The 17,036-nt window shown below is 63.3% G+C and carries 16 protein-coding genes; 12 read left to right on the forward strand and 4 right to left on the reverse strand.

Annotation, left to right across the window (positions count from 1 at the left end; genetic code table 11):
- Positions 1–43: 43 nt before the first annotated feature.
- Positions 44–664 (reverse strand): superoxide dismutase [Mn], encoded by a 621-nt coding sequence (gene sodA, locus SSARUM_RS00200; protein ID WP_004934003.1) that lies wholly within the window; start codon positions 662–664, stop codon positions 44–46.
- A 415-nt stretch (positions 665–1,079) separates the two neighbouring features.
- On the opposite strand from sodA, the gene fdnG reads away from it, so the two are divergent.
- From fdnG to SSARUM_RS00250, 10 genes are all read left to right on the forward strand, one after another.
- Positions 1,080–4,127, forward strand: a complete 3,048-nt coding sequence (gene fdnG, locus SSARUM_RS00205) for a formate dehydrogenase-N subunit alpha (RefSeq protein ID WP_103774334.1) — start codon at positions 1,080–1,082, stop codon at positions 4,125–4,127.
- Between the two features lie 12 nt (positions 4,128–4,139).
- Positions 4,140–5,042: a formate dehydrogenase subunit beta gene (fdxH, locus tag SSARUM_RS00210; RefSeq protein ID WP_004934014.1), complete on the forward strand. Its 903-nt coding sequence runs from the start codon at positions 4,140–4,142 to the stop codon at positions 5,040–5,042.
- Positions 5,039–5,674 carry a formate dehydrogenase cytochrome b556 subunit gene (fdoI, locus tag SSARUM_RS00215; protein WP_004934017.1) on the forward strand — a complete coding sequence of 212 codons (636 nt, stop codon included), beginning with the start codon at positions 5,039–5,041 and terminating at the stop codon, positions 5,672–5,674. The genes fdxH and fdoI overlap by 4 nt, the downstream gene beginning before the upstream one ends.
- Positions 5,674–6,603: a formate dehydrogenase accessory protein FdhE gene (gene fdhE / locus SSARUM_RS00220; protein WP_033649531.1), complete on the forward strand. Its 930-nt coding sequence runs from the start codon at positions 5,674–5,676 to the stop codon at positions 6,601–6,603. The genes fdoI and fdhE overlap by 1 nt, the downstream gene beginning before the upstream one ends.
- 114 nt (positions 6,604–6,717) lie before the next feature.
- Entirely contained in the window at positions 6,718–7,368 is a 651-nt protein-coding gene (locus SSARUM_RS00225) for a DcrB-related protein (protein WP_033649530.1), read from the forward strand.
- A 40-nt stretch (positions 7,369–7,408) separates the two neighbouring features.
- A complete protein-coding gene (locus tag SSARUM_RS00230; protein ID WP_033649529.1) occupies positions 7,409–8,014 on the forward strand; it encodes a glutathione S-transferase in 606 nt (201 codons plus the stop codon).
- A gap of 69 nt (positions 8,015–8,083) precedes the next feature.
- Positions 8,084–9,478, forward strand: coding sequence for an L-seryl-tRNA(Sec) selenium transferase (gene selA / locus SSARUM_RS00235; RefSeq protein WP_033649528.1), 1,395 nt, complete (start codon positions 8,084–8,086; stop codon positions 9,476–9,478).
- Positions 9,475–11,316 carry a selenocysteine-specific translation elongation factor gene (gene selB, locus SSARUM_RS00240; RefSeq protein ID WP_033649527.1) on the forward strand — a complete coding sequence of 614 codons (1,842 nt, stop codon included), beginning with the start codon at positions 9,475–9,477 and terminating at the stop codon, positions 11,314–11,316. The genes selA and selB overlap by 4 nt, the downstream gene beginning before the upstream one ends.
- A gap of 82 nt (positions 11,317–11,398) precedes the next feature.
- Positions 11,399–11,659: a CopG family ribbon-helix-helix protein gene (locus tag SSARUM_RS00245; RefSeq protein WP_033649526.1), complete on the forward strand. Its 261-nt coding sequence runs from the start codon at positions 11,399–11,401 to the stop codon at positions 11,657–11,659.
- The gene (locus tag SSARUM_RS00250) at positions 11,659–11,934 is read left to right on the forward strand and encodes a type II toxin-antitoxin system RelE/ParE family toxin (protein ID WP_033649525.1); all 276 of its coding nucleotides are present in this window, start codon (positions 11,659–11,661) and stop codon (positions 11,932–11,934) included. The genes SSARUM_RS00245 and SSARUM_RS00250 overlap by 1 nt, the downstream gene beginning before the upstream one ends.
- Before the next feature lie 11 nt (positions 11,935–11,945).
- On the opposite strand, the gene SSARUM_RS00255 is transcribed toward SSARUM_RS00250, so the two are convergent.
- Positions 11,946–12,857 carry a LysR family transcriptional regulator gene (locus SSARUM_RS00255; RefSeq protein WP_033636572.1) on the reverse strand — a complete coding sequence of 304 codons (912 nt, stop codon included), beginning with the start codon at positions 12,855–12,857 and terminating at the stop codon, positions 11,946–11,948.
- Between the two features lie 121 nt (positions 12,858–12,978).
- Here SSARUM_RS00255 and SSARUM_RS00260 point away from each other — a divergent pair, with 121 nt between their 5' ends.
- Complete coding sequence (locus tag SSARUM_RS00260; protein WP_033649524.1) at positions 12,979–13,605, forward strand: LysE family translocator; 627 nt, start codon at positions 12,979–12,981, stop codon at positions 13,603–13,605.
- Between the two features lie 53 nt (positions 13,606–13,658).
- Here SSARUM_RS00260 and SSARUM_RS00265 read toward each other — a convergent pair whose 3' ends face one another.
- Positions 13,659–14,906 carry an MFS transporter gene (locus SSARUM_RS00265; RefSeq protein ID WP_033649577.1) on the reverse strand — a complete coding sequence of 416 codons (1,248 nt, stop codon included), beginning with the start codon at positions 14,904–14,906 and terminating at the stop codon, positions 13,659–13,661.
- A gap of 217 nt (positions 14,907–15,123) precedes the next feature.
- Between SSARUM_RS00265 and SSARUM_RS00270 the strand changes: the two genes are divergently transcribed.
- Positions 15,124–16,116, forward strand: a complete 993-nt coding sequence (locus tag SSARUM_RS00270) for an acyltransferase (protein ID WP_033649523.1) — start codon at positions 15,124–15,126, stop codon at positions 16,114–16,116.
- Here the strand turns inward: SSARUM_RS00270 and SSARUM_RS00275 are convergent.
- A complete protein-coding gene (locus tag SSARUM_RS00275; protein WP_033636576.1) occupies positions 16,111–17,034 on the reverse strand; it encodes a GlxA family transcriptional regulator in 924 nt (307 codons plus the stop codon). The genes SSARUM_RS00270 and SSARUM_RS00275 overlap by 6 nt on opposite strands.
- Positions 17,035–17,036 lie beyond the last annotated feature (2 nt).

Here is a 17,036-nt window from a genome sequence, read left to right on the forward strand (position 1 = left end):
AAAATACCCGCCGGTGGCGGGCATCTGCATCAACGGGGGCGAATTACTTCTTCGCGGCGAAGCGTGCGGCGGCTTCATCCCAGTTGACCACGTTCCAGAACGCCTTGATGTAGTCAGGACGTTTGTTCTGATATTTCAGGTAGTAAGCGTGTTCCCACACGTCCAGGCCGATGATTGGGAAACCGGAAGCGCCGGCGACCGCTTCGCCCATCAGCGGGCTGTCCTGGTTAGCGGTAGACACCACGGCCAGTTTGCCGTCTTTCAGCACCAGCCAGGCCCAACCGGAACCGAAGCGGGTGGCTGCAGCTTTCTCGAACTCTTCCTGGAATTTCTCAACGCTGCCGAAATCGCGCTCGATGGCCGCTTTCAGATCGCCGCCCAGCGTGGTGCCGGTTTTCAGGTTTTTCCAGAAGAAGCTGTGGTTGGCGTGGCCGCCGGCGTTGTTGCGCATGAAGGTGCGTTTGTCGGCAGGCACTTTATCCAGATCCTGGATCAGCTCTTCAACGCTGTATTTGGCCAGCTCAGGGTAGGCTTCCAGCACGGTGTTGGCGTTGTTGACGTAGGTCTGATGGTGTTTGGTGTGATGGATTTCCATCGTCTGCTTGTCGAAATGCGGTTCCAGTGCGTCGTAAGCGTACGGCAGGGATGGCAGTGAATAACTCATAATCATCATCTCCAGTGGTGTATGGGCGGCGCAAAGCGTGAGCACCGCGTAAGCAGTCGGATCATTATAGTTAATTAAATGATATTGAAAATGATTATCAATGCCCTGTGAACTGTGTGGTTAACGATCAAATCGCTGCGCTAACCTACTGATAGAAGAAGGGGCGGATGGCTGCGTGAAGCCGTCGCCCCGGCGCGCGGGTTACTCTCTATACTGTAGGGAGCGCCAACGCCGAAATGTATCGAAATGTGCCAAAGCGTTCACTGAATGAGCACGAGTGTGTAACAACCACAAGCACGCTGTGGTAATATGGCCGGCGTTCGTAGCAAGCATAACAACAGTGACATTCGCGTTTGCCGCGCTAGCGGGCAGGCGCCTTTGAACAATGTGACAATCGAGAGTAAAGGAGACCCCCATGCAGGTCAGCAGAAGGCAGTTCTTTAAGATCTGCGCTGGCGGTATGGCAGGAACGACGGTGGCCGCGCTGGGCTTTGCCCCCGAAGTGGCGTTGGCGGAAACCCGGCAGTACAAACTGCTGCGCGCCCGCGAGACCCGTAATACCTGTACGTATTGTTCCGTCGGCTGTGGGCTGTTGATGTACAGCCTTGGTGATGGCGCCAAAAACGCCAAAGAAAGCATTTTCCATATCGAAGGGGATCCGGATCATCCGGTAAACCGCGGCGCGCTTTGCCCGAAAGGCGCCGGCCTGGTTGACTTCATCCACAGCGAAAGCCGCCTCAAGTACCCGGAATACCGGGCGCCAGGATCGGACAAATGGCAACGCATCAGCTGGGACGACGCCTTTACCCGCATCGCCAAGCTGGTGAAAGAAGACCGCGACGCCAACTTCATCAAAACCAACGATCAGGGCGTTACCGTCAACCGTTGGCTGACCACCGGCATGCTGTGCGCCTCGGCCGCCAGCAACGAAACCGGTTTTCTGTCGCAAAAATTTAGTCGCGCTCTCGGCATGCTTGCCGTAGACAACCAGGCGCGTGTCTGACACGGACCAACGGTAGCAAGTCTTGCTCCAACATTTGGTCGCGGTGCGATGACCAACCACTGGGTTGATATCAAGAACGCGAATTTGATTATCGTCATGGGCGGTAATGCGGCGGAAGCGCATCCGGTGGGGTTCCGCTGGGCGATGGAAGCCAAAATACACAACAATGCCAAGCTGATCGTGATCGATCCGCGCTTTACCCGAACCGCATCGGTGGCGGACTTCTACACGCCGATCCGCTCCGGGACCGACATCGCTTTCCTGTCGGGCGTGTTGCTGTATCTGATGACCAACAACAAGTTCAACCGCGAGTACGTCGAGGCCTACACCAACGCCAGCCTGCTGGTGCGGGAAGATTTTGCCTTCGAAGACGGCTTGTTCAGCGGCTACGACGCGGAAAACCGCAAGTACGACAAAACCACCTGGAACTACCAGTTCGACGAGAACGGCTTCGCCAAGCGCGACGTCACGCTGCAGGATCCGCGCTGCGTGTGGAACATGCTGAAACAGCACGTGAGCCGCTACACGCCTGACGTGGTGACCAACATCTGCGGCACGCCGAAGGACGATTTCCTCAAGGTGTGCGAATACATCGCCGAAACCTGCGTCGCGGATAAAACCGCTTCGTTCCTGTACGCCCTGGGCTGGACTCAGCACTCGGTCGGCGCGCAGAACATCCGCACCATGGCGATGATCCAACTGCTGCTCGGCAATATGGGCATGGCGGGCGGCGGCGTCAACGCGCTGCGCGGCCACTCCAACATTCAGGGTCTGACCGATCTCGGCCTGCTGTCGCAGAGCCTGCCGGGCTACCTGACGCTGCCGTCGGAGAAACAGACCGATCTCGAGACCTACCTGAAGGCCAACACGCCGAAGGCGCTGCTGCCGGGCCAGGTTAACTACTGGGGTAACTACCCGAAATTCTTCGTCAGCATGATGAAGACCTTCTACGGCGACAAGGCGCAGAAGGACAACAGCTGGGGCTTTGACTGGTTGCCGAAGTGGGACAAAGGCTACGACGTGCTGCAGTACTTCGAGATGATGGCGCAGGGCAAGGTCAACGGCTACTTCTGCCAGGGCTTTAACCCGGTGGCGTCGTTCCCGAACAAAAACAAGGTGGTGGCTTCGCTGTCCAAGCTGAAGTTCCTGGTGACCATCGATCCGTTGAACACCGAGACCTCCAACTTCTGGCAGAACCACGGCGAGTTCAACGAGGTGGATCCTGCGCAGATCCAGACCGAAGTGTTCCGCCTGCCGTCCACCTGCTTCGCCGAAGAGAACGGCTCGATCGTCAACTCCGGCCGCTGGCTGCAGTGGCACTGGAAAGGCGCGGACGCCCCGGGCGAAGCGCTGAACGACGGCGAGATCCTGGCGGGCATTTTCAGCCGCCTGCGCGAGATGTATGCGCGCGACGGCGGTGCGGTGCCGGAACAGGTGCTGAACATGACCTGGGACTACCTGACGCCGGACAACCCGGCGCCGGAAGAGGTGGCGCAGGAAAACAACGGCAAGGCGCTGGCGGATCTGCTGGATGCCGACGGCAAGGTGCTGGTGAAAAAAGGCGAGCTGCTCAGCTCGTTCGCGCAGCTGCGCGACGACGGCACCACCGCCAGCGGCTGCTGGATCTTCGCCGGCAGCTGGACGCCGGCCGGCAACCAGATGGCGCGGCGCGACAACGCCGATCCGTCCGGCCTCGGCAATACGCTGGGCTGGGCCTGGGCATGGCCGCTCAACCGCCGCATCCTGTATAACCGCGCCTCGGCGGATCCGCAGGGTAAACCGTGGGATCCGAAACGCCAGCTGCTGGAGTGGGACGGCGCCAAGTGGGTCGGGGCCGATATCCCGGACTACAGCACCGCCGCGCCGGGCAGCGACGTCGGGCCGTTCATCATGCAGCCGGAAGGCATGGGCCGCCTGTTCGCCACCGACAAGATGGCGGAAGGGCCGTTCCCTGAACACTACGAGCCGTTCGAAACGCCGCTCGGCACCAACCCGCTGCACCCGAACGTGGTGTCCAACCCGGCGGCGCGCGTGTTCAAGGACGATCTGGCGGCGATGGGCAAATCCGACAAGTTCCCGTACGTCGGCACCACCTATCGTCTGACCGAGCACTTCCACTACTGGACCAAGCACGCGTTGCTGAACGCCATCGCGCAGCCTGAGCAGTTTGTGGAGATCGGCGAGAAGCTGGCGGAGAAAAAAGGCATCAAGCACGGCGATACCGTGAAGGTCAGCTCCAACCGCGGCTACATCAAGGCCAAGGCGGTGGTGACCAAGCGTATTCGCACGCTGCAGGTGCACGGCCAGGAAGTCGACACCATCGGCATCCCGATCCACTGGGGTTACGAAGGGGTGGCGAAGAAAGGCTTTATCGCCAACACGCTGACGCCGTTCGTCGGCGACGCCAATACGCAAACGCCGGAGTTCAAGGCGTTCCTGGTCAACGTGGAAAAGGTGTAACGGAGACGAATTATGGCCATGCAATCTCAAGACATCATTCGTAAATCCGCCACCAATGGTTTCACGCCGGCGCCGCGCGCCCGTGACCACCAGGAAGAAGTGGCCAAACTGATCGATGTCACCACCTGTATCGGCTGCAAGGCCTGTCAGGTGGCCTGTTCCGAATGGAACGACATCCGCGACGAAGTGGGGCACAACGTCGGGGTGTACGATAATCCCGCCGATCTGACCGCCAAGTCGTGGACGGTGATGCGCTTCTCCGAGGTGGAGGAAAACGGCAAGCTGGAATGGCTGATCCGCAAGGATGGCTGCATGCACTGCGCCGATCCGGGCTGCCTGAAGGCCTGCCCGTCGGAAGGCGCGATCATTCAGTACGCCAACGGCATCGTCGACTTCCAGTCCGAGCACTGCATCGGCTGCGGCTACTGCATCGCCGGCTGCCCGTTCGACGTGCCGCGCATGAACAAGGACGACAACCGGGTGTACAAGTGCACCCTGTGCGTCGACCGCGTGGACGTCGGCCAGGAACCGGCCTGCGTGAAAACCTGCCCGACCGGCGCCATTCACTTCGGCACCAAGGAAGCGATGAAGCAGGTGGCGGCGGATCGCGTCAGCGAGCTGAACACCCGCGGCTACCAGAACGCCGGTCTGTACGATCCGGCGGGGGTGGGCGGCACGCACGTGATGTACGTGCTGCACCACGCCGACAAACCGCAGCTGTACCACGGTTTGCCGGACAACCCGAGCATCAGCCCGGCGGTGACCTTCTGGAAGGGCGTGTGGAAACCCCTGGCGGCCATCGGCTTTGCCGCCACCTTCGCGGCCAGCGTGTTCCACTATGTCGGCGTCGGGCCTAACCGCGTCGAAGATGAGGACGAGCACGACGAGTCGCACGACGAGGAGACGCGCAAATGAGAAAGGAAAAGCCCATTCAGCGTTACAGCGCACCGGAGCGCATCAACCACTGGATCGTGGCGTTCTGCTTTGTGTTCGCCGCCATCAGCGGGCTGGGGTTTTTCTTCCCCTCCTTCAACTGGCTGATGAACATCTTCGGGACGCCGCAGCTGGCGCGCATTCTGCACCCGTTTGTCGGGGTGATCATGTTTGCCGCGTTCCTGCTGATGTTCCTGCGCTACTGGAAGCATAACCTGATCAACCGGGAAGATATCGTCTGGGCCAAGAACATCCACAAAATCGCCATGAACGAGGAAGTGGGTGACACCGGGCGCTATAATTTCGGCCAGAAGTGCGTGTTCTGGGCGGCGATTATCAGCCTGGTGCTGCTGCTGGCCAGCGGCGTGGTGATCTGGCGGCCGTATTTTGCGCCGTCGTTCTCCATCCCGCTGATCCGCATCGCGCTGCTGGTGCATTCGCTGGCCGCGGTCGGCCTGATTATCGTGATTATGGTGCACATTTACGCCGCATTGTGGGTAAAAGGCACCATTACCGCGATGGTGGAAGGCTGGGTGCCGGCGGCCTGGGCCAAGAAACATCATCCGCGCTGGTACCGTGAGGTCCGCGAGAAACGACAGGAAGATAAACCCTGATGAGTATCCGCATCGTTCCTAAAGAGCAGTTAGGGGCACAGCGTGAGAAGTCCTCAACGGCGGAGAACATCCCGCCGTTACTTTTCGCCAACCTGAAAAGCCTGTACAGCCGCCGCGCTGATCGCCTGCGTCAGCTGGCGGTCGACAATCCGCTGGGCGACTATCTGAACTTCGCCGCCGAGCTGGCGCAGGCGCAGCAGCATGCGCTGCACGATAATCCGCTGCAGCTCGATCTTAGCGAAGCGCTGGCGCAGGGCGCCGCCAGCGGCAAACCGCCGCTCGATCTGAGCGTGTTCCCGCGTAGCGAGCATTGGCGCAAGCTGCTGGCGTCGCTGATCGCCGAGCTGCGCCCGCAGGCGCCGGAGCATATCCTGGCGGTGCTGGACAACTTGGAGAAAGCCTCGGCGCACGAGCTGGAGCTGATGGCCGACGCCTTGCTCAACCGCGAGTTCGGCAAGGTGGGCAGCGAGAAGGCGCCGTTCCTCTGGGCCGCGCTGTCGCTCTATTGGGCGCAGATGGCCAGCCTGATCCCCGGCAAGGCGCGCGCCGAATACGGCGAGCAGCGCCAGTTCTGCCCGGTGTGCGGCAGCATCCCGGTCTCCAGCATGGTGCACATCGGCACCGTCAACGGCCTGCGCTACCTGCACTGCAACCTGTGCGAAAGCGAATGGCACGTGGTGCGGGTGAAGTGCAGCAACTGCGAGCAGACCCGCGATCTCAACTACTGGTCGCTGGACAGCGAGCAGGCGGCGGTGAAGGCGGAAAGCTGCGGCGACTGCGGCACTTACCTGAAGATCCTGTATCAGGAAAAAGACCCGCAGGTCGAAGCGGTGGCCGACGATCTGGCTTCGCTGGTGCTGGACGCCCGCATGGAAGAAGAAGGCTTTGGCCGCAGCAGCATCAATCCGTTCCTGTTCCCGGCGGAGTAACCGCCCGGCCCCGTTCGCGCGGGGCCGGACCAGCAATTTCAGCACGGGCTTCTGGCATTCGCCCGGACGAGTTGCTACGTTTAGGCCATAACGCGCCAAGCGAAAGGAACCACGATGTTAAACACCCTGGCAAAACTGACCGCGGTCGCCGTGCTGGCGGTCGGACTGGCGGCCTGCGACAACAAAGACGACACCAAACCGGCGGTGCCGCCACCGGACACCAAGCCGACCGTGACGCAGCCCGCGCCACCGCCGCCGCCTGCGCCGGTAGAAACCCCGCCCGCGCCGCCGGGGCTGAACGTGTCGCTGCAGAAGGGCAAAATCACCTTCGAGCTGCCGCCGGGCTTTAGCGATCAAACGCTGAACAGCGGCATCATCAACGACAGCACCTCCACCATTCAGCGCTTTCTCGACGGCAAGTCGCGCCAGAGCGCGGTCTCTTCCGAAGTGATCCCGCCGGACGGCATGAAGCTCAACACCAGCGACAAAATGCTGAAAGAGCTGGCGCAGAGCGCCATCACGGTGCTGGCCGAGCGCTATCAGAATATCCAGACCACCAAAGAAGAGAACTTCAGCGTCGGCAAACAGAAGTTTCGCCGGGTGGATACCGAGCAGACCGTCAACGGGCAAAAGGTGGTCTCCACGCTGGTGTTGACGGTGTTCAACAAGCGGGTGGTGACGCTGCAAATGCTGTCGCCGGCCAAAACGCCGGAAGTGCATCAGGCGCTGGTGCAGCAGATTATCGATACCCTGGCGGTGAAGTAAGGGCGCCGCGCCGCGGCCAGGACGAAGCGGAGGAGACCGGATGAAGCTTATCGGCAGTTACACCAGCCCCTTTGTGCGCAAGATTTCCGTAATGCTGCTGGAAAAAGGGATCGCGTTCGAATTCGTCAACGATCCGCCGTATGAGCCCGGCAGCCGGGTGAAGGAGCTTAACCCGCTCGGCAAGGTGCCGGTGCTGATCGCCGATGACGGCGAGGTGTTTTACGATTCGCCGGTGGTGGCCGAATACCTCGAACTGCTGACGGTGGAGCCGGCGTTTTTGCCGGCCGATCGCGCCGCCGCACTGCGCGTCCGCCAGGTGGCGGCGCTGGCGGACGGCGTGACCGAAGCGGCGGCGACCCTGTTTCGCGAAAGCCGGCGCGCGCCGGAAAAACAGGACGAAAACTGGATGCTGCGCCAGCGTGACAAACTGACGCACGGGTTGGATGCGCTGGAGGCGCTGGCGCGGGACAAAACGTGGCTCAATGCCGAGCGGCTGACGCTGGCGGATATCGCCACCGGCTGCGCGCTGGGCTACCTCAATTTCCGCCGCATTCTGCCCAACTGGTGCGTCGGGCGCCCGGCGCTGGTCAAGCTGGCCGAACGCCTGTTCGCCCGTGAAAGCTTCGCCCGCACCGCGCCGCCCTGAGCGTTCTTTTCTCCCCGCCGCGGCGGGGTTTTGCTATGCCGATACGTCTAAATTGAAAACCGAGCGACCATGAGCACTGAATCCCACCTTCTTTACAGCCAACTGCCCGCCATCGACCGCCTGCTGCGAGAACCCGCGATTGAACCGCTGGTGGCGCAGCATGGCCAGACACTGATCGGCGAACTGCTGCGCCGGCTGCAGGCCCAGGCGCGCGACGCGATCGGGCAACAGCAACGTTTACCCGCCTGGTGCGGCGACTGGCCGCAGGCGCTGCGGGCCGAGCTGGCCCGGCAGCAACGCCCGGCTTTGCTGCCGGTGTTCAACCTCAGCGGCACCGTGCTGCACACCAACCTCGGGCGCGCCCTGCTGGCGCAGCCGGTGAAGGAGGCGGTGAGCGCGGTGATGGGGGAGGCGGTGACGCTGGAGTACGATCTGGACGGCGCCGGGCGCGGCCATCGCGATCGGGCGGTGGCGGATCTGCTGTGCCGGCTGACCGGCGCGGAGGACGCCTGCATCGTCAATAACAACGCGGCGGCGGTGCTGCTGATGCTGGCGGCGATCGCCCCCGGCAAAGAGGTGGTGGTGTCGCGCGGCGAGCTGGTGGAGATCGGCGGCGCATTCCGCATACCCGACGTGATGCGCCAGGCCGGCTGCCAACTGGTGGAGGTCGGCACCACCAACCGCACCCATCTGAAAGATTACCGCCAGGCCATCAACGAGCAGACCGGCCTGTTGATGAAAGTGCACACCAGCAACTACAGCATTCAGGGCTTTACCGCGGCGGTCGACGAGGCCGAATTGGCGCAGCTCGGAGCCGAACAGGGCGTGCCGACCGCCACCGATCTGGGCAGCGGCTCGTTGATCGACATGGCGCAGTACGGCCTGCCCGCCGAACCGATGCCGCAGCGGCTGCTGGCCGCCGGCGTCGACTTGGTGACGTTCTCCGGCGATAAGCTGCTGGGCGGCCCGCAGGCCGGGATCATCGTCGGCAAAAAGGCGTTGATCGCCCGCCTGCAGCAGCATCCGCTCAAGCGCGCGCTGCGCGTCGGCAAGCTGACGCTGGCGGCCCTGGAGGCCACGCTGCGGCTCTATCTGCAGCCGGAAAAACTGGCTGAGCAGCTGCCGACGCTGCGGCTGCTGACCCGCCCGCAGCAGGAGATGCAACAGGCGGCCGAACGGCTGCTGGCGGCGCTGGCACCGCGGTTCACCGCCGATTTCGAGCTGCGCGCCGAACCGTGCTGGTCGCAAATTGGCAGCGGTTCGCTGCCGGTGGATCGCCTGCCCAGCTATGCGCTGACCTTCACGCCGCGCGACGGCCGCGGCGCCACGCTGGAAGCGTTGGCCGAACGCTGGCGCCGCCTGCCGCAGCCGGTGATCGGCCGCCTCGGTGACGGCCGGCTGTGGCTGGATCTGCGCTGTCTGGAACAGGAAGGGGCGCTGATCGACGCGCTGAGCGCCTCATGATCATCGCCACCGCCGGCCATGTCGATCATGGCAAAACCACCCTGCTGCAGGCGATCTCCGGGATCAACGCGGATCGCCTGCCGGAAGAGAAGCGCCGCGGCATGACCATCGATCTGGGTTACGCCTACTGGCCGCAGCCGGACGGCCGGGTGCTGGGCTTTATCGACGTGCCCGGCCACGAGAAATTCCTCGCCAACATGCTGGCGGGCGTCGGCGGCATCGACCATGCGTTGCTGGTGGTGGCCTGCGACGACGGCGTGATGGCGCAAACCCGCGAACATCTGGCGATCCTGCGCCTGAGCGGGCGCCCGGCGCTGACGGTGGCGCTGACCAAGGCCGACCGGGTGGACGCGGCGCGTGTCGGCGAGGTACGCCGCCAGGTGCGCGACGAACTGGCGCGCCAGGGCTGGCCCGATGCACCGCTGTTTGTTACCGCGGCGGCGGCGGGAGAGGGTATCGAGGCGCTGCGCGCGCATTTGCTGGCGCTGCCCTCCGGCGAGCACGCGCTGACGCGCCGTTTTCGCCTGGCGGTTGACCGTGCGTTCAGCGTCAAAGGGGCGGGGCTGGTGGTGACCGGCACCGCGCTCGGCGGCCGGGTGCAGGTGGGAGATACGCTGTGGCTGACCGGCGCCGACGCGCCGGTGCGGGTGCGCGGCCTGCACGCCCAAAATCAGGTCGTGGAACAGGCCCAGGCCGGGCAACGCATCGCGTTGAACATCAGCGGCGATGTCGATAAAGACCGTGTCGCGCGCGGCGACTGGCTGCTGGCGCAGCGTCCGCCTGAGGCGGCGGAACGCATTCTGGTGGCGCTGGAAGCGGATCGGCCGATCCGCCATTGGCAGCCGCTGCATCTGCACCATGCCGCCAGCCACATCACCGGGCGCATTTCGCTGCTGAACGACGGGCTGGCGGAACTGGTCCTCGATCGCCCGCTGTGGCTGGCGGAGAACGATCGGCTGGTGCTGCGCGATATCGGCGCACGGCAAACGCTGGGCGCGGCCCGGGTGCTCAGGCTGAGCGCGCCCAAGCGCGGCAAGCGCCAGCCGGACTACCTGGCATGGCTGCAGGCCCTGGCGAACGCGCAGGACGATGCGCAGGTGCTGACGCTTGAGCTGCCGCACGGCGCGCTGTCTCTGACGGCGTTCGCCTGGGCGCGTCAGTTGACCGACGACGGCCTGGCGGCACTGCTGGCGAACCGCGATCTGCTGATCGTCGGTGATCGGGCGCTGGCGCAGGATCAGGTGCAACAGGCGGAGAGCCGGCTGTTGCAGGTGCTGGCGGAGTACCACCAACAGCACGCCGATCAACTGGGCTTAGGGCGCGCCCGTCTGCGGCGCATGGCCCTGCCCCAGCAGCCGGAAACGCTGGTGTTTATGATGATCGATCGGCTGCTGAAGGCCGGCGCACTGCGCAATACGCGCGGCTGGCTGCACCTGCCGGAACACGGTCTGGCGTTCAGCGCCGAAGAGGCGCCGCTCTGGGCGCGCATCGAACCGCTGTTCGGCGACGAGCCGTGGTGGGTGCGCGATCTGGCGAGCGAACTGGGCGAGGAGGAGAGCCGGGTGCGGGCGCTGCTGCGCAAGGCGGCCCAGCTGGGCCATGTGACGGCGGTGGTGGTGGATCGCTATTACCTCAGCCGACGTATCGAACAGTTCGCGGCGCTGATCCGCGAGCTGGATGCGGAGCGGGGCGGCGCCAACGCCGCCGACTTCCGCGATCGGCTCGGCGTCGGGCGCAAGCTGGCGATCCAGGTGCTGGAGTTCTTCGATCGCAGCGGCTTTACCCGCCGCAAGGGTAACGAGCATCTGCTGCGCGACGGCGGGTTGTTCGGCAACTGATTGCGTGTTTTTTGTTCTCTGATGGCGGTATAATCAGCTTTAATCACTTTGATTGATATTGATTGTACTGAGGAGCAAGACGATGAATACGAAAGTCATCACCGCTCATGTCCCGCTGCCTTTGGCTGAAAAGGTGGATGAAATGGCCGCCAAACTTGAACGCTCACGGGGATGGATAGTGAAGCAAGCCCTCACCGCCTGGCTCGAGCAAGAGGAAGAGCGTCGTCGGTTAACGCTGGCGGCGCTGGCCGATGTCGAACAGCAAAACGTTATCGATCATGAATCGGTAGAAGCCTGGGCTGCCAGCCTGGACAGTGACGATCCGCTGCCGGTACCGCGCTGATGGAGTTAAAATGGACGAGTAAGGCGCTATCGGATTTGGCGCGTTTGTTTGAGTTTCTTGCCTTGGTTAACCGTACTGCGGCAGCGAATTCGGTGAAGGCCTTGGTCGCCGCGCCTAAAGCGTTGCTTGATAATTCTCGCCTGGGTGAAAGACTGGACGAGTTTTTACCGCAGGAAGTGAGGCGTATTCTGGTCGGCCGTTATGAGATACGTTACCAGGTGCAGCCGGCAACGATTTATGTTCTGCGTATTTGGCATACCCGCGAAGAGCGATAGGCCGAATTCCCCTACCCGATAAATCTGACGGCGGCCCGGCTGACGTCTGGCGTCTGGGCGGTCAGAAACGCCTGTAAGCGTTCGATCAGCGGCCGCTTCGCCGATTCTTCCGGCCAAACCAGATAGTAACCGTCGCCGGTACGCACGGCGGCGTCACAGGGCAGCGCCAATAACCCCTCCTCAATCGTCCGCAGGCTCAGCGCCAGATCGCCGATCGAGACGCCGTGCCCGGCGATGGCCGCCGTGTTGCCCTGTTCCAGCGAATCAAATACCTGGCCGCGCGTGAGATCGATCGGGGCCGCGATGCCGCTTTTTTGCAGCCAGCGCCGCCAGTCGCGCCGATCGGGCGAAGGGTGGATCAGCGGGCAGGCGGCGAGGTCGCGCTGCCCGTCGGCGAGCAGCGCGGGGGCGCAAATCGGGATCAGCCATTCGTCGAACAGCTTGGCGGCGGCGGTGTTGGCGCCGAAGTGGCCGTTGCCGAGCAGGATGGCGCAGTCGTAGGGTTCGCTGAAAAAATCCACGCTGTCGATGTCCATCCAGACGCTGGCTGCCTGCACCTCGAACGCCTGCGCCGTTTGCCGGAACCGGCTCAGGCAGTCCAGCAGCCAGCGCAGGGTCAGCGTGGAGGGCGCCTTCAGCCGCAGCAGATCGCGGTGGCTTCTGAACAACTCGCACGCTTGCTCGATGCGGCCAAACCCTTGCTGCAGCTCGGCGGCGAAGATTTTCCCCTGCGGCGTGACCTCGATGCGCGGGCCGTTGCGCTGGAACAGTCGACAGCCGAAGTGCTGCTCCAGCGTTTTGATGTGCTTGCTGACGGCGCTCGGGGTGAGATGCAGCTCCTCGGCGGCCAGCGTGAACGAGCCGGTGCGGGCGGCGCTTTCGAAGGCGCGCAGGGCGTAAAGCGGCGGAAGGGAACTGGCCATCGCGGCGTCTCTAATAATGAGTCTGATTCACAGTAAACGACAGGATTACTCCTTTTTCAAGGCGGGGGCGGCGGCAGGATAATGGCGCGACGCCAACTGACTGAATGTGAGTGAAATAAAGATGAACCTGTCGTTGCTGGCGGCGTATTTCGCCGCCATTTTCTTGCTGATCGCCACGCCGGGGCCGGTGGTGGCGATGGTGGCCAACACCGCGGCGCGCTTTGGCGCCCGGCGCGCGCTGTTGACCGCGCTGGGCAGCAATGGGGCCTCTTTGTTGCTGATCGGCATCGCCGCGCTGATTATCACCGGGCTGTTCGCGGTGGATATGCGCTTGCTGCAGTGGATAGGCCTGCTGGGGTGCCTGTTGATCGGCCGCATGGCGATCGCCTCGCTGTATGAGGATTTATCCGCGCGAACCCCGGATGCGCAGCCCGTTGCGCCGCCGCAAAAACGCTCGGCGATCCTGACCGGTTTTCTGGTGGGCATCGCCAACCCCAAAGACATTATCTTCTTCGTCGCTTTTTTCCCGCAGTTTATCGCCGTCACCCCCTCGATCGGCGCCAGCCTGACGCTGTTGACCGCGCTGTGGGTGCTGGCGGACTTCGCCATCTTGCTGGCCTATATCACCCTGCTGTCGGGAACGGCGCTGCAGCGCGCGCGGCGGGCGATCTCTGTCCTGTCGGCGTTGCTGCTGTTGGGGGTGGCGGTGGTGGGAGCGGGGTATGCGCTGTGGGGGCTGCTCGGCTGAAGCCGCATAAAAAAACGCCGGTCGGGAAACCGGACCGGCGTTTATCGTGGCGTTTAAGCCGCGCCGGTCGGCTGCGGCGTGGGGTCACCGTTGCGGCGTTTGCCGATAAACAGCGCCACCAGCGTCAGCCAGCACAGGCCGCTGATGAGGTTGAACAGGTTGAACAGCCCGCTGCCGCCCCAGACGTAGGCGACCTTGGCCAGTTCGATGCCGATGGTGAACACCATCATGCTCAGCATGCCCATAGTGGCCGACACCGTGCCCTTGCTGACGTTGCTGGAGAACAGCGTCAGGCGGTACAGCCCGGCGTTGGCCAGGCCAATGCCGAAGGCGTACAGGCTCAGGCCGGCGGTCATCCACAGGTAGGCATGGCTGGAGAACTGGGTCGCCAGCGCGGCGATCAGTAGCCCCAGCAGCATCGGGCCCGCGCCCAGCTTGATCAGGCGCTCCACGCTGTTTTTGCCGGTCAGGCGCGCCAGCGTCAGGTTGCCGAGGATCAGCGCGCCGAACACCGGGATTTGCAGCAGGCCGTAATCCAGCGTCGACAGCGACTCACCGCTGATCAGGATCACCGGTGACTGGGCGATCCAGGCCAGCAGCGGCAGGCTGGCGAAACCGATCGCCAAAGCGCCGCACAGGAAGCGGCGGTTGCCCAGCACCTGACGGTAGTCGCGCCACAGGTTGGCGGCGGAAAACGCCTCGCCCTGCAGCGTGGCGGTTTCCGGCATCGCTTTCCACAGGCCGTAGAAGGCGATGGCCGCCAGCGCGGCGAACAGCACGAACATGCTCTGCCACGGCGCGACGTGGATCAGCGCCGCGCCGGCCAGCGGCCCGAGCAGCGGGGCGATCAGCGCCACGTTGGCCATCAGCGCGGTGATCTTGATGCACACCGATTCTTCAAACGACTCCTGGATGGTGGCGTAGCCGACCGCGCCGATAAAGCACAGGCCGATGCCCTGCAGGAAACGCATGGCGATGAACTGCGCGATGGTGGTGACCAACAGGATCGCCAGGCAGGAGACGATAAAGAACGCCACTCCGGCCAGCATCACCGGGCGGCGGCCGCGGCGATCCGACAGCGGCCCGAGCAGCCACTGCAGGAAGATGCCGCCGGCCAGATAGGCGGTCATCGAGGTGGGCACCCACTCTTCGCCGGCGTTGAAATCCGCCACGACGGCCAGCATGCCCGGCTGAATCATATCGTTGCCGATATAAGTGGCGAACTCGAACAGCACCAGACAAAGAGGGAATAAAAGCGCCTGTCGGCCCAAACGTGCCGCAGGTGGTAATGTCGTTTTCATATTATTGTACTGATAGTAAAAGAGAAAAAGGAACTGCCAGGGCGGGAAGCGCAAACTGAGCGAGTTGTGGCGGCTATTTTGCCGCCAATTGTTCACCTTCGCAATCATAAGGTGTGGTTTAAGTGCATTCTGATATTTCGCTTTTGGGTTGTCGCCGAACGCCGTGCCCGATAACCTCTTCTTAACATATCAATATGACACAAGATCGGGCGAGCGTTTGAGCGAGAAAATCGGCTGGATAGACAATTTGCGGGCGATAGCGTGCATGATGGTGGTGATGATCCACGCCACCACCTATTACGTCACCAACGGCGCGGCGATAGGGCTGCACAACTGGGATATCGCCAACGCGCTGAACTCGCTGTCGCGCGTGTCGGTGCCGCTGTTCTTCATGATTTCCGGCTACCTGTTCTTCGGTGAAAAGAGCGCCGGCCGGCGGCATTTCACCCGTATCGCCTGCTGCATTCTGTTCTACAGCGCCATCGCGCTGATCTATATCGCGGCCTTCACCAAGATCGGCTTCTGGCCGTCGCTGCGCGCCATCCTGCAAAAGCCGGTGTTCTACCACCTGTGGTTTTTCTACGCCATTACGGTGATTTACCTGTTGTCGCCGCTGATCAGCGTCAAACCGGTGTCGCGCCGTTACCTGGCCGCCGCGCTGGTGGTGTTGGCGGCGATCGCCAACCCGAATACCGACAAGCTGACCTTCGGCAATGCGCACCTGCTGCCGGTTAACCTGTATATCTACGGCGATACCTTCTACTACCTGCTGTATGCGCTGGCAGGGCGGGCGATTGGCATGATGGAGGCGCGCGGGCGCGCCGTGGGCTGGCTGGCGGCGCTGGGATTTGCGCTGTGCGTGGCGCTGATCGCGCGCGGCACCAAGCACCAGCTGTTCATCAACGGCAACTTCGCCGATACCTACTACATCTACAGCGGCCCGCTGGTGTTTATGGCGGCGGTGGCGCTGCTGGTGTGGGTGAAACACTGTTTGCCGCAGCCGATCGGCTGGCTGAGCACGTTCTCCCGCCATTCGCTGGCGATCTACGGTTTTCACGCCCTTATCGTCAACGTGATGCGTAGCCGGCACCTGGATTTCACCGGCCACCCGCTGCTGGATATCTTCTGGGTGTTCGGCGTGGCGCTGGGGCTCAGCCTGCTGCTGTCTGTCGGCCTGCAGCGGCTGGATACCCGCCGGCTGGTGTCATAGCGGCGAGCGCTGGCGCTGCTGGGCGCGGCGCAGCTGCCGCCCGGAAGAAAAGCCGGCCGCCAGCGCGGCCTTCTCCAACCCATATCCTTGCTGCAGGCGCTGTTGCGCCACCGCCAACCGCAGCTGCTCATGATACTCCCGCACGCTGATGCCGACGTGGTTGCGAAACAGCCGCGCCAGGTGGCGGCTGCTGACGTGCGCCTTCTCCGCCACCTGCGGCACCGACCAGTCGGCCTCCGGCTCGGCGGCCATCACGTCCTGCGCGCGGTGTACCGCCGGGTGCAGGTGGTTGCGATAGCGCAGCCAGGGCGACAGCTGCGGATCGTCCCCGGCACGGCGGAAATAGACCACCATATCGCGGGCGACGTCGCGCGCCCGGCCGGAGCCGCAGTGGCGGTGGACCAGGTGCAGCGCCAAATCGATGCCGGTGGTGATGCCCGCGCTGGTGTAGACGCCGCGATCTTCGACGAAGATACGGTTCTCTTTCACCTGCGCCGCCGGCGCCTGCCGGCGGATACGTTCGATGACGTCGTGGTGGGTGGTGCACTGATAGCCGTCGAGCAGCCCGGCCTGCGCCGCCAGCAGCGCGCCGGAACAGATACACACCAGGGTGATGCGCTGCCGCTGCAGATCGGGCCGCAGCGTCGCCAGCCAGCGGCGCGCCTGCTCGGCCTCTTCCCCGGCGAAATAGCGCTGCGAATCGCCGACGCCCGGCAGCACCAGAATGGCGCCGTCTTCCAAGCGTTCGGGCAACGGCTGCAGGCCGCTCAGCGTCATGCCGATGGAGCAGACGATCTGCGGCGCCGGGCTGAGATAACGCAGGCTGAACTGCCCGGCGAGGCGCAGGGTTTCCGCCGGGCCGCTGACGTCCAGCGACAGCACGTTGGGCAACAGCAGAAAATAGACGGCCTGCGACATGG

It is taken from the genome of Serratia sarumanii (assembly GCF_029962605.1).
Lineage (GTDB): Bacteria > Pseudomonadota > Gammaproteobacteria > Enterobacterales > Enterobacteriaceae > Serratia > Serratia sarumanii.

Excerpts from the sequence above, each read along its gene's own strand:
- fdhE (WP_033649531.1), top strand. The coding sequence starts at position 5,674 with ATGAGTATCCGCATCGTTCCTAAAGAGCAGTTAGGGGCACAGCGTGAG.
- fdoI (WP_004934017.1), top strand. The coding sequence starts at position 5,039 with ATGAGAAAGGAAAAGCCCATTCAGCGTTACAGCGCACCGGAGCGCATC.
- SSARUM_RS00275 (WP_033636576.1), bottom strand. The coding sequence starts at position 17,034 with ATGTCGCAGGCCGTCTATTTTCTGCTGTTGCCCAACGTGCTGTCGCTG.
- sodA (WP_004934003.1), bottom strand. The coding sequence starts at position 664 with ATGAGTTATTCACTGCCATCCCTGCCGTACGCTTACGACGCACTGGAA.
- SSARUM_RS00230 (WP_033649529.1), top strand. The coding sequence starts at position 7,409 with ATGAAGCTTATCGGCAGTTACACCAGCCCCTTTGTGCGCAAGATTTCC.
- selB (WP_033649527.1), top strand. The coding sequence starts at position 9,475 with ATGATCATCGCCACCGCCGGCCATGTCGATCATGGCAAAACCACCCTG.
- SSARUM_RS00245 (WP_033649526.1), top strand. The coding sequence starts at position 11,399 with ATGAATACGAAAGTCATCACCGCTCATGTCCCGCTGCCTTTGGCTGAA.
- SSARUM_RS00260 (WP_033649524.1), top strand. The coding sequence starts at position 12,979 with ATGAACCTGTCGTTGCTGGCGGCGTATTTCGCCGCCATTTTCTTGCTG.
- SSARUM_RS00250 (WP_033649525.1), top strand. The coding sequence starts at position 11,659 with ATGGAGTTAAAATGGACGAGTAAGGCGCTATCGGATTTGGCGCGTTTG.
- SSARUM_RS00265 (WP_033649577.1), bottom strand. The coding sequence starts at position 14,906 with ATGAAAACGACATTACCACCTGCGGCACGTTTGGGCCGACAGGCGCTT.
- SSARUM_RS00255 (WP_033636572.1), bottom strand. The coding sequence starts at position 12,857 with ATGGCCAGTTCCCTTCCGCCGCTTTACGCCCTGCGCGCCTTCGAAAGC.
- SSARUM_RS00225 (WP_033649530.1), top strand. The coding sequence starts at position 6,718 with ATGTTAAACACCCTGGCAAAACTGACCGCGGTCGCCGTGCTGGCGGTC.
- selA (WP_033649528.1), top strand. The coding sequence starts at position 8,084 with ATGAGCACTGAATCCCACCTTCTTTACAGCCAACTGCCCGCCATCGAC.
- fdxH (WP_004934014.1), top strand. The coding sequence starts at position 4,140 with ATGGCCATGCAATCTCAAGACATCATTCGTAAATCCGCCACCAATGGT.